The organism is Thermotoga neapolitana DSM 4359, assembly GCF_000018945.1.
GTDB lineage: Bacteria > Thermotogota > Thermotogae > Thermotogales > Thermotogaceae > Thermotoga > Thermotoga neapolitana.
This window is the reverse complement of sequence record NC_011978.1, coordinates 1,413,833-1,426,377: the sequence shown is the minus strand read 5'-3', so window position 1 is coordinate 1,426,377 and position 12,545 is coordinate 1,413,833. Positions and strand designations below refer to the sequence as shown.

12 protein-coding genes are annotated in these 12,545 nt (G+C 45.4%); 6 read left to right on the top strand and 6 right to left on the bottom strand.

Annotated elements, in window-relative coordinates:
* Window positions 1-37: 37 nt before the first annotated feature.
* Window positions 38-307: a cupin domain-containing protein gene (locus CTN_RS07285; protein ID WP_038067843.1), complete on the bottom strand. Its 270-nt coding sequence runs from the start codon at window positions 305-307 to the stop codon at window positions 38-40.
* A gap of 130 nt (window positions 308-437) precedes the next feature.
* Between CTN_RS07285 and CTN_RS07280 the strand changes: the two genes are divergently transcribed.
* The 6 genes from CTN_RS07280 to CTN_RS07255 all read left to right on the top strand — a co-directional run bounded on the left by CTN_RS07280 (window position 438) and on the right by CTN_RS07255 (window position 6,730).
* On the top strand, window positions 438-1,382 hold the full coding sequence (locus CTN_RS07280; RefSeq protein WP_038067841.1) for a hypothetical protein: 945 nt from the start codon (window positions 438-440) through the stop codon (window positions 1,380-1,382).
* A 14-nt stretch (window positions 1,383-1,396) separates the two neighbouring features.
* Entirely contained in the window at window positions 1,397-2,074 is a 678-nt protein-coding gene (locus tag CTN_RS07275) for a hypothetical protein (protein ID WP_012311286.1), read from the top strand.
* Window positions 2,075-2,117: 43 nt separating this feature from the next.
* Window positions 2,118-2,771, top strand: a complete 654-nt coding sequence (locus CTN_RS07270; protein ID WP_015919918.1) for a hypothetical protein — start codon at window positions 2,118-2,120, stop codon at window positions 2,769-2,771.
* A gap of 61 nt (window positions 2,772-2,832) precedes the next feature.
* The gene (locus CTN_RS07265) at window positions 2,833-4,464 is read left to right on the top strand and encodes a hypothetical protein (protein ID WP_038067838.1); all 1,632 of its coding nucleotides are present in this window, start codon (window positions 2,833-2,835) and stop codon (window positions 4,462-4,464) included.
* Window positions 4,461-5,624 carry a type II secretion system protein GspD gene (locus CTN_RS07260; RefSeq protein ID WP_015919916.1) on the top strand — a complete coding sequence of 388 codons (1,164 nt, stop codon included), beginning with the start codon at window positions 4,461-4,463 and terminating at the stop codon, window positions 5,622-5,624. The genes CTN_RS07265 and CTN_RS07260 overlap by 4 nt, the downstream gene beginning before the upstream one ends.
* 2 nt (window positions 5,625-5,626) lie before the next feature.
* Complete coding sequence (locus CTN_RS07255; RefSeq protein WP_038067836.1) at window positions 5,627-6,730, top strand: hypothetical protein; 1,104 nt, start codon at window positions 5,627-5,629, stop codon at window positions 6,728-6,730.
* A gap of 103 nt (window positions 6,731-6,833) precedes the next feature.
* Here CTN_RS07255 and CTN_RS07250 read toward each other — a convergent pair whose 3' ends face one another.
* The 5 genes from CTN_RS07250 to CTN_RS07230 all read right to left on the bottom strand — a co-directional run bounded on the left by CTN_RS07250 (window position 6,834) and on the right by CTN_RS07230 (window position 12,533).
* The gene (locus CTN_RS07250) at window positions 6,834-7,883 is read right to left on the bottom strand and encodes an AfsR/SARP family transcriptional regulator (protein ID WP_012311281.1); all 1,050 of its coding nucleotides are present in this window, start codon (window positions 7,881-7,883) and stop codon (window positions 6,834-6,836) included.
* 179 nt (window positions 7,884-8,062) lie between these two features.
* On the bottom strand, window positions 8,063-9,886 hold the full coding sequence (gene fliD / locus CTN_RS07245; RefSeq protein WP_015919914.1) for a flagellar filament capping protein FliD: 1,824 nt from the start codon (window positions 9,884-9,886) through the stop codon (window positions 8,063-8,065).
* A 4-nt stretch (window positions 9,887-9,890) separates the two neighbouring features.
* Complete coding sequence (locus CTN_RS07240) at window positions 9,891-10,244, bottom strand: flagellar protein FlaG (RefSeq protein ID WP_004080293.1); 354 nt, start codon at window positions 10,242-10,244, stop codon at window positions 9,891-9,893.
* Window positions 10,245-10,303: 59 nt separating this feature from the next.
* Entirely contained in the window at window positions 10,304-10,708 is a 405-nt protein-coding gene (locus CTN_RS07235) for a hypothetical protein (RefSeq protein WP_004080292.1), read from the bottom strand.
* Between the two features lies 1 nt (window position 10,709).
* Window positions 10,710-12,533 carry a hypothetical protein gene (locus CTN_RS07230; protein ID WP_041437765.1) on the bottom strand — a complete coding sequence of 608 codons (1,824 nt, stop codon included), beginning with the start codon at window positions 12,531-12,533 and terminating at the stop codon, window positions 10,710-10,712.
* Window positions 12,534-12,545 lie beyond the last annotated feature (12 nt).

Sequence of the window (12,545 nt, the reverse complement as noted above, 5' to 3'; positions counted from 1 at the left end):
ACCATTATTCTACGACACTTTTTGGGATATTTCAAGTTCAAAACAGGTTGTAGTGTTTCCTCACAGGCTCCAGGACCTTCCATCTGCACCTCAAGCCCTTAGGGAATGTGACGAGATCTCCTTTTTCGATCACGTACTTTTTTCCGTCCTCCGTTGTTACCTCCACTTTCCCTTCCAGAATGTAGCAGGTCTCGTTCGTGTCGTAGTACCAGTCGAACTCACTGACTTCCTTTTCCCAGATAGGCCACCTTTCCACACCGAGTTCTTTGAGTTTTTCCGGTGTGGGTTTTTCTATCTTCACTTCCATGTTCATCACCCCCGAACAAAGTGTACCAATCTTTATTGTTTTTTCATTAAAGACTCATTGAAGTTTTCCTTTCCTTTCTTCGCAATTTGAGATCAGTGGGTAGAGTTTGAATCGTAGGGGGGCGAAATCCGTGAAGAAGTGGGGATTGGGGGTTTTCATCGTTGTTCTTTTCAGTCTGTCTTTTTCCATCACAACCTACAGATACGACAGTGAAACCGGGAGGTGGGAAAAGGAGGTCAAAGAAGACGTGTTCGTTCTCCCACCTGCTCAGAGACAAACCACAGGAAGCGTTGTTGAAATGAACTCCTATCGCGGAAAGGGTCAGTGGTACTACTACATGGAATACGAGCTGGGAGATGGGGAGGAACTCTTCAGCTTCTGGGCAGGCCAGAACACAGTGGTGGGAACCGTCACCGTCTGGAACGATTCAGAAAACCTCTACGTCAGAGTGGATATCGACGATGAGTGGTATCTGGAAGAAGCACACCTCAACGTTCTCTCCGAAGAGCCCGAGGGAAATCAGGCACCGGGTCAGTTTCCGTTCAAGGAAGAATTCGACTCACCTGTGAGCACCTACACCTTCGAGGTTTCTCTCTCCTTTCTCTTCCAGAACAGTTTCACCAGGTTGAACAGGCTGAACAACAAATTCTACATTCTCCTTCATGGAGTTGTGAGTAGCAGCAGTGGAAGAGAAGAAACCGCATGGGGAGGAAGGCTTTCACAGTGTGTAAAGATCCATCTGAGCGGTACAAGGGTCACCTGGTTTGTGAAGAAACCCGGCGTGTACGTTGCGAAAGTGCTCGAAGTTGAAGCGAACACACACCTTTCCATCTACGTGAATTTTCCCGATCCTTCGAACGAGAAAGATAGTGTGGATCTGAAAGTGGCCTATGGTGACGAGATTCCCACAGAGTGGTTCGACGACCTCAGTTTTCTAGAAGACAGCTTCTCTCTGTGGCAAAAAATCAACGTTCCAAGGAGTCTGTCAGCGGACACCTACATCAGCAAAGGTGTGATAACCTTCACCATCAACAACTCTAAACTGTACGTCGATACCTCACCAGAAGGTGAGTAGAAGGAGGGGTTTGTATGAGAAAGTTACTCTGGTTAGTTTTGATGGGAGCGTTGTTCTCTTTCGCCCTGGCACAGACACCACTTGAGGTCTGGAAGTACGAGGATGGTCAGTACATCAGTCTTCCAGCAACGAACGACCTGGCAAGAGCGTTCAGTGCGTACCCGGCCGATGGATCCTGTAACAAACCTGAGTGGCAGATTGAATTCACAACAGAAGTACAGGTTGCCCAGTGGCTCGAGTGGAGTCTGAACGCAACGAAGTGGACCTGGTTTGTGAGAAAACCTGGAGACTACTATGCGAACTCCATAGTGGGAACTGTCGCAAGCAACGGAGATGTTCTGGTAACATTCAGTGGTTTTGATGACCCAACCTACACAGGAACAAGCAGTGTCAACCCAAAGATCGAAGCCTACTACACCGTTATGACCGACGAGGGAATGCCAGATCCTGAAAGCTGGGTGAGAGCACCCGATGTAAACGATCTTTCCTATACGTTGGTGGACAGCCAGGAACTCCACGATGGGATGACCTTCTATCTATGGAACAGAATCAAGGTAGTGAATTGTAACAGTGCATCCACCTACAGAGACACCGGATACATCTTGCTCACGCTTCAAAACCAGAAACCTTGGATCGACGAAGAAGGAAACTACGTGGAAGATTTGGCGAATTACGTGACCCCTGAAAGATAAGTTGGTACGTGTTGTATCATGAACAATTGAGGAGGGGATTGGTATGAGAAGACTTTTGTTGATAATGTTGGCTTTGATAGTGAGTTCTCTGTTTTTTGCCCAGCAAGAAGTAACGGTTTACACTTACGGAGATAGTGATCCAAATAACGCAAGAGCGTTAATCAGTGAAGGAATGAGCGGAAACTGTAACAGACACCAGTGGGAAATTCCCATGACTCTGGAAGTTCAGGTCGCCCAGTGGGTGAAATGGCACCTTACGGGAACGAAGTGGACCTGGTTTGTGAGAAAACCCGGAACCTACGTCGCCAACTGTATAACAGCAGAACTTCATAGCAACAGCGATCTTGAGATCACCTTCAGTGGATTTGATCACCTGAAGTACGCAACGGGAACGAGTGTTAACGACACGATCGAGGTAGAATACGCGTTCGGTCCTCAGCTTCCCATACCGGAAGAAGTGTGGACACCTGCTCCAGATCTCAACAATGTGACTCTGTTAGTACCTGACAGTCAAATCCTCCATGACGGCGCAACCTACAAACTCTGGAACAGAATACACGTTGTGAGATGTAACAGTGCATCTACCTACAGAGACACAGGCACGATCACACTCACACTTAAGAACCAAAAACCGTGGATCGACGAGGAAGGAAACTACGTGGAAGATCTGGAAAACTACGTGAACAGCGAAAGATAAGTCTCTTCAGAAAGAGAAGGCGAGGGTCCTCCCCTCGCCTTTTATTTTGTTTGGGAGAGTGATGGGGATGAGAAGGATAGTTTTGATGATAGTTGTTTTTGTTAGTGCGGTTTTTTTCGCTCAGGGAATATCTGTTCGAATGGATCCCATCGTGGTGAGCAAAACCGTGAGTCCGGGAACCAGTTTCAGTTACGAGATCTTTCTGGAGAACGACAGTGAGTTCGATCCCGTTACCCTGAAAGCGATGGTCATGGATATAACCGAAACGGTGGATGGAGCGTACGATCTGAGAGAGCCGGGAAGCACGAAGTATTCGATCGCAAGATGGGTTCGGGTTGAACCAGACACCATCACCGTACAGCCGAAAGAAACAAAGACGGTCATCGTGACGGTGAACGTACCAAGGGGTGTCTCTGGAGGACTGTACGGGGCGATCACATTCGAGATTCAGGGACCTCAAACACCGGAGACCCAGAGACCCGCTGAAGAGGGAGCCTACGGTGAAGTCGAGTTCAGGTACAGGATGGCGAGCTTTTTGGAAGTTGTTCTCTCTGGAACAAGACAGAGGGTGGAGGCGTTTCCAGCCTATTTCAAAGTGGAAAGATCAGATGACATTCCTTCAATAAGGATGCAGATTGGAAACGGGGCTCTTGTCTTCACACTCGGCGTGTTGAACAGGAGTAACGTTCACATAGTCACAAAGGGAACTCTCACGATAAAGACAAAAGAAGGAAGAACGATAGCAAAAATGCCTCTCGGTGGTGGAAGAGGAGTGATCCTTCCAGAAAGCACCGTCAACATGAGAACGATCACAAGAAGATTCTTTCCACCGGGAGAGTACATCGCAAGGGCCGTTGTCGATTACGGTGGAAGAAGACCCATCGTGGCAGAGACCACGTTCACAGTAACGTCAGAAAAAGTGGAGACTAAAGAAGAGAAAGAGGAAGCAAATCCTGTGATGATCACCGTGGATCCAGCAGATATCGAAATCAAAGCGATTCCAGGATCTTACAGATCAGCGATAGTGAAAGTATCGAACTTGGGAGAAGAGACCCTTCAGGTAGAAGGAAAGATTCTGCCCCTGGTTTATGACCTCTACGGAGAGATCCTTCCGGAAGAAGAAAGGGGTACTCCTCCCGAGTGGATCAAACTCACCCCAGCTTCTTTCAGTTTGAGACCTGGACAGTCCAGAAACGTGCGCGTCGCCGTGAGAATTCCAAAAGATTTCACGGGAGGTTATTACGCAGATGTGATCTTCAAAACAGAAGGTGGTTTACAGACGGAAGTGGGGGCAAATCTTCTCGTGTTCGCTGGAAAGGACGAGGATATAACTAAAGAAGCGAGCGCCGATCTGGTTTACACCGTGAAGGAAGATGGTATTTACGCGGACATCGTCTTTGAGAACACGGGGAACTATCATCTTCTGCCGAAGATCACTTTCGGTTTGAACAGGATCACACCTCAGCAGGTGACGGACGAAGGTCTCATAATACCAGAAAAAGTGGAAAGTCTCATCCAGGAAGAGATCTCGTCGACGAATCCCGTACTTCCAGGAACGAAGAGGATCTTCAGCATCTTCATACCCGTCGTTCTGGAAGAAGGTCAGTACGAACTGCTCGCGAGGTGCGACTACGGTAAGTCACCGATCGTTTTGAGAAAGTCTTTCCAGATGGAAGGGAGGAATGGGGAATGAGAAAACTCGGTTTCGTTTTATTCGTGTTGATAACGGCGGTGATGACGGCACAGGAGGAACCCCTGGTGAGCAACATATTCCAGGACACCTACATTCTGGATGCTCTCGCTGATATATCCGCGCAGACAGGAATTCCAATCATAGCGGACACGACTGTGACTGGTTTCATCACTATGGAGCTAAACGAAGTACCCCTGGAACAGGCACTGAAGATGATCCTCATGCCTGGAGGATACGTTTTCAAGAAGATGGACGGCTTTTATTTTGTGGGATCACCGGACCCAGCGAATCCTGCCTTCAGATACCTTGCAGTTACAAAGACCTACAAGCTGAAATACATAACCACAGCCGACGCACAGGAACTTCTACCAGCAGTTTACAAGAGCTACGTCAAATTCAACGAGAAGAACAACATGGTAACCATCACAGCACCTGAAGAGATCATACAGGAGTTCGAAGAAGATCTCAAAAAGATAGACATCCCGATACCGCAGGTGAAAATCAGCGTGATCGTCACAGAAGTTTCCAAAGATTACTCGAACGAACTGGGGTTGAACAGTTTAGATTACTCCTTCGGCTCTGGTCAGGAATTCAACGAGAACTGGTCGGCTACTCTCGGTCTGGTAACAGGTCTCATCAACGTTCAGACAGACGTCTTCGGACAGATTCTAGCTCAGTTGAAACTCCTCGAAGAAGATCAAAAGGCGAAGATCACAGCCGATCCCTGGATCATTGTGAAGAGCGGAGAAAAGGCTTCTCTCTTCTTGGGAGAAAGACAGGTTGTTCTCCTTCAGGCTGAAGGAGCGGTGAGCAGGATCGAGTCCATAGACGTTGGGGTGAGCATCGACATTCAGCCACGTGTGATGGACAAAGAGGAACTCGAGCTCACACTCTCACCAAAGGTCAGTCACTTCGCAGGAGAAAAACTCGGAACATTCGCTGTAAAACAGAACGAACTCTCTACAACACTTTTCCTGAAAAACGGACAAACTGTTGTGATCTCCGGTGCCACCATCGAAGACAACGCCCAGACCAGCTCCGGAGTGCCCATACTGAACAAGATTCCACTCATAAGATACCTCTTCGGTGGTACGATGAAAAAAGATTCCCAAAAAGAACTCTACATATTCATCAAGGCGGAAATCCAGGGAAGTGAGTGATCATGAAATGGTCGCTGATGATCTTTCTGGTTTTCGCTGTTGCAACGGTGTTCTCGGAACCCATGATCATGTATCAGTTCGTGATGGCAGAGGTGAAAGAAAGCACTGGAACTGGAGTTTCTCTGGAGGAGCTCTATCTCAGTACCGATGAGTCCAACGAGGGTTCGATACACTACTCGAGTGATACGGTAGAGTTGAAGCTTTTTCCACTCTCTATAAAGGCGAAATTTCCCGTGATACGCGATTCCTACAGAATTCTTTCAAAACCCTGGATCCTCACTGTCCTCGGGAAATCGGCCGTTGTACGTGTAGGAAGGGAGGAGATCCTCACAGTAACACAGGGGATGACAACGGTCCAGGAGATGTACCTTTCGATAACACCACAGCAGTTGGACAAACAAAGCGTTTTATCTGATATCGAAATGAAACTGGATGGTGCGCATCTTCGAACAAAACTCTGGATCTCCCAGGAAGATTTCCAGCCGATAGCCTACTCCAAATTCAAAACGGATGAGAAAGAACACAGAATGATCGTTTTCTGCAGGGCTCTCGTTGTAGAAAAACCTCCTGAAGAAAAAGTCTTCGTTGCGGGAAATGTTTCTGGACTTGAGGAGTTCATGGGTAAAGAAGAAGAAAAGCCTGAAGAGAGTTTCATACTGCTTTCCTCTCATCCAGAAGCCAGAGTAAGTCTCTGGTTGAACAAAAACATCCATTTTTCCGCTTCTTTTCCCGATGGACTTCTCATAGAAACGAAACTGTTTGGAGAAGAATTGAAACTCGGGGCTATCTACTGGCGGTTCAGATATTTGGGAGTAGGATTTTCAGATCGTACCAGTGTGGGAAACCTTTCACTTTCAGCTGGTGTGTACGCACTCTTCGATCTCACAAAATTCTCCGGAATACTCTGGTGGGGTAGGGGAGATCTGAAACTCAGCAGATTTTCTGTGAGCCTTTCTTTCAGAAGTCATTGGACACTCGAGGAAACGCCGTGGGAGGTGTCTCTAAGTGCAGGGTATGATCTCAGCAAGAATATAACTGTTCTTTTAGGAGCATCATATGACTCTACAAACTACAAGATTTTCGTTGGGGTGAGGTACTCATTTTGATCCTTCTCTATCCCCATTTCTCCCGATACATTCATTAACCACATTTCTTTGAGCGTCGCTGCTTCAAATGCGAGACAGCGGCGCTATTTTTTGATCTGTGTTTTCAGGAAATTTCGTACTGACCTTTCTTCACTCCAACTTTCTCGAGGACGTCTGCTACACGTTTTTCCATTGTTGGACGACGCTGTTCGGGACAGTGGAAGAGAATTCGGATAGTTTCACCTGAGAAGGTCATCACGTCTCCCTTTCGAAGATGAGATGCTACCCTTTGGGAGACATCTTCAGTGCTGATACTCTTATTCATCAGTTTCACCTCGACGAGGACAAAAGACTTTTCTCTCCTTCGACTCTCCAGAAAGAGGAAACTTTCAAAAAGCTTTTCATCAACCACCACTGCCTTGTTACCGTTCAGCATGAATTCTGAGCCTCTTTTGGAGAGAAAATCATCGAATTTCAATCGAGGTTTGATCCCTATCTCCATAAGATGACTCGAGAGCTTGTCGTATACGCGTTTTGCCCTTGTGATATCACCCTTTTTCAGAAGGACCTCTATTGCTTTGTAGTACATATCCTCGTCGTAAGGCTCTCTCTGAAAATAAGCGTTTACCATCTCGAGGGCGGCGTCGTAATCTTTTTTTGCCAGATACAATTTGAAGAGCTCTTTTAAAACATCTGAGTACCACGATTCGTAGATTTCTCTGATTTCCTGCACCCATTCTGCGAAAATGTCTTCGATTAGAAACGGTCCTGCATAAATCTCGAACATCCTCTTAAGAAGTTTTTCATGTTCAATATCCGATGTGGCTTTCATCAGATTTCTGTGGCACTCTTCGAAAATATCTGCGTCTATGGTGATTTTGTCTCCCGGGAAGAAACAGCAGAGATCTCCTTTCACAAAGAGTTCTTCGCTCGTTATTCCGGTGGTTCTCCTTATAATATGGAGTGTGGTGTTCAGATTTGATTTCGCGAATGTGTCGTCCATGTCTTCCCAAAAGAGGTTGTAGATCTCTTCGACGGACACTTCTTCGTTCCTTCTGAAAATGAGATACCTGAACAGGGCAAACGCTTTTTGCGATGGCCAGTCTCTTGCGTTCACGATATCATTGTTCTTGATAACTCTTGTCCCGCCAAAGGTTTTCACGAAAATACTCATAATCCCCTCTCCCGTCTATTTAAAATAATTTGAAATTTTTTACTATCATTATATCATAGATGCCTCTATTGTACCAGTCAAATAATCAAAGTAACTAGAAAACAAAAAGAGCAACCTTCAAGAGGTTGCTCTTCGTTTAAAAAGATCGATTTTTAAATCGAAAGTCATACAAAAAAAAATCACTTATTATTACTTTGCAACGCCTGAGAGATCCAGCTTCCCTGGGACTGAAGCTGAGAGATCACTTCCTCCATGGCCGAAAACTTCCTCCAGAGTTCCTGTTCTCTCTTGGAGAGCCTTTCAATCCAGCTCGCTATCTGTGTGGCGAGGAATCTCTGTTCTCTTTCTATTCGACCGCTTATTCCCGCGACCTGGTCGATTCTACCGTTGAATTTCACCAGTTCCCACAGATAATCGTCGAGCTGTGTGGCAAAACCGTTCTCCCCACCAAAGAATTCCCACACCTTGTCCGGATCCTCTTCCACTATCTGTCTCAGTTTCTCCTCATCCACTTCGAGATGACCCTTCATCATGTTCTCGTATCCGGTTCCTATGTCTCCTGTGCTGATCCCAAGTTCCCAGAGGTAGTTTATGTCTCCTTCAGCTTTATACGTGATGAATCCTCTGAGACGAGAGAAGATCTCTTCTAACAGATCGTCTCCTTTCAGAACCCCTTTCATCTTCTCTTCTTCTGTCATCTCTTCTTCGGATTTATCGGTTATCGGCTCTTCTGTGAGCTTTTCGTTCAGATAATCCATCGTTTCGTTCCATTTATCCACGAATTCTTTTATCTTTTCAACTATCGCATCCGTGTCGACTCTCACATCAACGGTGATCGTCTCGGATGTCATTCCAGAGATGTGGAAAGTGACACCGTTGTACTCCACGTCGTTCGTATCTGAATACACATCCGCCCAGTTCGTGCCGTCCATACTGATCTGAAGATGAGCCTTCTGACCCACGTAGAGACTGTGATTTTCTATTCCAAGAAGCGAGAACAAACCCGTCCCGTATGTGTCTTCCAGGGTGATGGCCTCGGGACCAGAGGTCTTTGAAATGATCACAACTCTGTTCGCATGGTAATCATAACTGGCGGTAACCCCGGCTTCGCTGTCGTTTATCTTCTCTATAAGAGAAGACAACGTGTCGTTCTGATCCACATCTATCTCCACACCGTTTATCTTCACCTTTCCGCTTATTATGGTCTTTGAAGTGTACGTAGCAATCTGCTGAAGAGTTTTCGCTGTGGAAAGCCCGCTCACAGAGGCGGTGCTGGTGAAAGAATAATTTCCTCCACTGTAGTTCAGACTGGCTTCATCCAGATGAAATACCTTCGTGAAGTTTCCTGTGATGTCAACGAGCGAGAAATTCTTATCGGAAGTGATGCTGATTTTGCCGGTGCTGGTATCGTAGCTGACGCTTCCCGTTATTCCAGCAGAGGAAAGAGCGGTGTTCAACTTATTGACAATATCGTCTATGGTATCTGTGGAGAGAACCTGGACTTCCACGTAGTTTCCCGTTTCGTTGTTGTACAGTCTTACAGTTCCTTCCTGAGGTGTGTACATGTAATCGAGTTCCCCAAACGTCTTCGTTGAATCGGGAGGTGGAACAACTTCACTCGCTCCAGCCAACGTGGTGTAAGTTGCGGTCTGAACGATCTTCACATGGTATACACCCGTGACGGCCACAGAGGAAGCCTCAGCTGAAAGAAGAGAGCTGGAAGAAACGGCTGTTTTCTGGACAACGGTACTCTGGAGTTTGAAACTGTAGACCAGATCTCTGAACTCTCTGAGTTTGGTCTTCACTTCTGTGTAGGCTTCTTGCATGAGCTCGTACTTTTCGTACTTTTCTGTGAGATTCTGAAGCGGCTGGCTTTCTGCTTCGAGAATAGCGTTTATGATGGACTGGGTGTCGAGTCCGCTGACAGCTCCCCCCACCTGGAAACCACCCAGCTGTGAGTAATATCTCATATTTATGGTGCTCGCTATTTTACTCAGGTCCATACGATCACACCCTTTCGTCTACGAGGATCCCAAGCAGCTCGTTTATGCTCTTTGCGATCTTCACCATCACCTCTGGAGGGATCTGTCTTATGATCTCTCCTGTTTCGGTGTCTTTTATCTTCACAATCACCATGTTCAATTCGCTGTCGTATTTGAATTCAGCCTCTCCTCTGAAGATCTTTCTTAGTTTCTCCAGCTTCTTCGAGAATTCTTCTATAGCTCTCTGAACGTCCTCTTCCTGCTGTTTTTTCATCTCAGCAACAGGTGTCGACTCGTTCTCTTTCACATGTAGCTCCCTTCTCGTTATTTCTCTACGAAGCACCTCGTTTCCTTTCCCATCCGTGGGATCGATCCTCATCGTGGATCCCTCCGAATCTAATCTTCCATTCATATATATCGGTCAGTTGGCAGGAAAATTTAATCCCCTATTATAACAATTCTCTCTATTGAAGCTCCTTCGTTGATTTTTATCTTCAACGTGATCTTTTTGTATTTCACGTCACTGCTGCTGGGCAAAGCAACATCCTCAACGGTTGAAACTGAAGGATCAATATGAGGAAAAGGAGGATTTTGATCGTTCCATTTGTCTTTCCAGAATTCTCTGTTTATCTCTTCGTACACACCTTGTTCTATCTCATGTCCAACCTCGTACTTGGAAAGAAAATCGTACGCAAAATTGGTAAAAAGAAAGGTTTCAATGGATTCTTCGGTGAATGTCACATTTTTTGCCACTCCCACAATGATCGTTGTGAATATAACGACGGTGAGAAGAATGAGAAACAAACTTATCAATGTTTCAACTATAAGACTCCCATTTCTCATGTCAATACACCTCTCTCACATTGAGTATGTTCGATTCCTTCGGCACAGTGGGGGTACCAAACACAGAAAACCCCTTGAGGATTCTCCAGTCGTAGATGTAGTTTTTACGGTAACCAGTTTTGATGGTAGGTTTGCCATCTCTTGACCAATAGAAAGTTCCAACGGCTCCTCTCACGTACTGTGCAAGAGAACCAAAAATAGTAAGCTCACGCTCATTGTTCTTGAGGAAATCCTTTTCGTTGTAACCTTTTACATAAAAACTTCCGGTGAAAGCGTATATACTTGCAAAAATCTTCATATTAGGCTTTTTGTCAGTTATCACCACATTTTTGTACGCTACCAGATTGAGGAAATCGTCTGATTCGTGATTTTTCAAAAGCTCTGAGTAATCTTCTTCGATGTTTCCGTCCACACCGAGCTTTCTGATCACAGCCTGTGCGATCTTCTGATCAGAGTTCCCGCTTATTTTTTCCTTATCGGCGATCTCTTCCAGAACTTCTCTGTAATCGTTGTAGATGATGTGGTCTTCTATATATATGTTGTTTGCAACGATGGTGTACCTTCCATCAACGAACATGGGTTTTATGTTCCCTTCGCTCATATTTTTCAGATAAACATCGTTGTCTGTTTTGATAACACCGTTGAAGTATATATCGTACTCGTTTCTGTCAAGGCCAAGAAATTCTCTTGCTTCATTCCCCTGGAGAACAAGATGATATTGATCGCTGTTTGGTTTGGATTTGATGTGGAAAAGTTCTCCCTCACCTAACACCTCTTCTCTAACAAAATTCCATTTTTCCTGGTCTTCACTCTTGTAGATTCTGTAAACTTCCTTGTATGATACTTTTATCAAGTAATCATTCCCACTACTTCCTTTCGGAGTATTGAACTCTAGCGTGTAAACAATTTCTCGTTGTTTTTTGTAATATATGGTCTTGTCATTCTCTTTTTCTTCCCAACTTTCAACGAATTCATTAATCGACGGAAGTTCTATCCCAACTGGTTCACTCGAAAGAACAACTTCAGACGCTGGCTTTACTATTCTCTCGATCTGTTGTGAGTAATAGTCTTTTATCTTTTCTATGTTGTATTTCTTTATGTCCTCTTCCGTCAGATACTTCGGAGGCGGATTTTCGTATCTTGGACCTTCTCCTGCTTCCAAATCGATATCCTTGAACTCCACGCTTCCTTTGAAAAGAGGCTCTCCTTTCACGTGTATCACATCGTTGGATCTGAAAGGCCCATCGATAATATCTTGGGTGATGAAGTATATCTTATCTCCATCCGGTCTTGTTTCTTTTTCTGTGAAATACGCGTACTTGTTCAGAAAGTCTGAAGAAAGAACAGCGTATTTATAAACCACAGCCTTTCCGACTTGTGCTCTTACAACAAGCAGAGCAAAGAACGGGTTGTTCTTGAACGGAATGGCTACTGCTTCAAAGTTAGAAAATCCCAATTTTGATGCTTCAGTAGAGAAATCGATGTCTGAAGAAAGATTGTAGTATTTTTCTGTGTCCAGCAATGAGAACACATTCTCCCAGGCATCTCCATCTGACTGAAGCAGAACTCTTTTTCTGAAATCATCAAACCATGTCACACTTCCAGTGGACCAGTTGATTTCCATCCCCAAAAAACCGAAGTGTTTTTTTAGACAGGCAACACCAAGGTTCAAAATGTTCGAAGCTCTGTAAGTAGCCTCCAGTCTCTGAGCGGTCAATTCCACATTTTCACGGTATTGATTGAACGCGAAGAACACAGAGATTCCCAGAACGGAAACGATGACCAGAATTATCACAGTGGTCACAAGAATGGAACCATTCCTCATAAAGATCACCCC